The organism is Macrococcoides caseolyticum (genome assembly GCF_002902665.1).
Lineage (GTDB): Bacteria > Bacillota > Bacilli > Staphylococcales > Staphylococcaceae > Macrococcoides > Macrococcoides caseolyticum.
The window spans coordinates 1-2,192 of sequence record NZ_PPRM01000053.1 but is presented as its reverse complement, the minus strand read 5'-3'; the positions used below and the strand labels follow the sequence as shown (position 1 = coordinate 2,192).

Sequence of the window (2,192 nt, the reverse complement as noted above, 5' to 3'; positions counted from 1 at the left end):
ATAATTTCAATGTGATCTTCAGTGCTATAGATGTTGTTACCGATGGTTTCTTTCAGCATTGTTTTGTATAGAGACAGAATTTCTTCATCACTAAAGAAAGGTTTTGCGACGTTGTAAATTTCGTCAGGCACTTCCATCGGTTTGACACGGATATCTGAGTTTTTAATGTTGTGATATAAAACTTTAGCATGTGTTTTATTTAGACGTTTCTTGTTACTTAAAAAGATATTTAATAGATTTAAAAAGAATATAGTTTCCTTTTTTGCATGAACATGTTGTAAGGCCTGTTGCGACAATGTTTTCCCGGTCTTCACAACCTGATTAAGCGTGGACATTTTAGCGTGGACATTTTTTTCTCGGATGATTTCATACTGTGTATAGGTATTGATTCTAAAGACTAATGCGCCGTTATTCTTACGTTTGCCACTGACAGTGTGAATCTTCGTGATATAACCTTTTTCATCAAGATTTTTTAGCGTTCGATAGACTGTTTTCTTACTGATATGTAAAAGGTCTGCGATGGTCTGAAGTTTTAGGTGAGAGTAACCAATCACTTTTAAGCTGTGCTGTTTTAATACGTTTAAAACATGGTATTCAGTCTCTTTAAGGTGACGGTTGTATCGTTCAACCGTACGATCCATTGCGATGATTGTTTCAAAATTATTTTCAAAATCGTTCATGATGTAAGTCATTATTATCATTCCTTTTCTAGTATTTAGGAACGAAAAAGAGTACACGCCGGTCTTTTCCATGGCATGCACTCTATGACTTTTATCATATATAATGTTTCCTTAAATCATTCTTTCGATTTGTTTTATTGAAAACTGTTTAAAAATCGGGTATGATTAAAACATAATCTTATAAGAAGAGTTTAAGGAACATTCTAAAGTGTTTGCCGATGTTAGGGATCGGTGAGCGATTAATAACTGCGCTAACAGTTATTAATGCTGAATGTTCTTTTTACGTTCAATTAAGTTATTTAAATTGTATATCTATTCCAAAAAAATAGCAAACCAAAATAGAAAATTTCTATTTTGGTTTGTCTATTTTTAATTACGACTTAAAACTTATTCTTAATTAGTAATAAAAACTAATGTTATTTTATTTTCTGTTTTTATCTTTCTTTATATGCTTAACTTCATTTTTATAGTTTTTAATGGGAAATCAAAAAAATCATCTGTATACTCCTTATCTATTACAAAATTATTCTTTTTATAAAAATTAATAGCTGGTATATTTTCTTTTTCTACTTCAACATTTATTTCTCTAATGTCCTCTTTATATTCTTTTAAATATTCGTTGAAAAGAAGTGTACCTAACCCTTGATTTTGAAACTGTGGTAGCAGATATAGTGCTGTTAATAGAGCTGTTTTACTTTCATGATTTTTAAAAAAATTAATAAATCCTACGATATGATCTTCATACAATACTACTGAAAAATCAGATTTATTGATTCTTTTTATCAGGAATTCTTCACTATAAAATTCATTTAAAAACTTCTTTTGAATTTCTATTGGTATAATCCCCTCATAAGTATGATGCCATGACTCAGTAGCTATTTTTTTGATCTTATCTACATCAAGCACACTAGCTTTTCTAATTATATCAGACATATAAACTACTTCCTTTCTCAGTTTCTAGCATATGTTAAAAATTATTTTAACATATGCTTTAAAAATAATATAATTTTTAAAGCATATGTATTTTTAATTTTACCGAATAAATATGCAAGCGAAAATGTATTATTTAAAAATATACTTCATGACATTGATAATGGATTCATTTATCACATCTTGATTAATCCCAATGTATCTCAGTGTCACAGACTGAGATGAATGATTGAATAGATCCATCAACAAAGCCACATCCTTCGTTTTCTTATAGTAATGATAACCAAAGGTCTTACGCATCGAATGTGTTCCGATTTCACTTAAACCGATTGATTTTGCTGAATGATTTAATATTCTATAGGCCTGTACACGACTGATGGGTTTACTTTTGCCCTCAGAATCGAGTTTATTGCTTTTAAACATATAATCTTCATCCTCCAGGAACTGAATATAACGATCAATATCCTCCTTTAGATGATAAAGGGGGATCTGTTTCTGTTTACGGGTCTTCTGTTCTCTGAGTTTGATTGTATAGTCCTTAATATCCTTTTTCTTTAATCCCAACATGTCACTCACTCTCAA

3 protein-coding genes are annotated in these 2,192 nt (G+C 30.0%); all 3 read right to left on the bottom strand.

The annotated features are described in order from the left end of the window. The coding region (locus CD152_RS08030; protein WP_103214614.1) for a helix-turn-helix transcriptional regulator at nt 1-692 on the bottom strand (692 nt) is incomplete at its 3' end. Nucleotides 693-1,124: 432 nt separating this feature from the next. Then, nucleotides 1,125-1,613, bottom strand: a complete 489-nt coding sequence (locus CD152_RS08025) for a GNAT family N-acetyltransferase (protein WP_101042207.1) — start codon at nt 1,611-1,613, stop codon at nt 1,125-1,127. Between the two features lie 129 nt (nt 1,614-1,742). Further along, nucleotides 1,743-2,192: tyrosine-type recombinase/integrase (locus CD152_RS08020; protein ID WP_103214613.1), on the bottom strand; the 450-nt coding region annotated here is incomplete at its 5' end.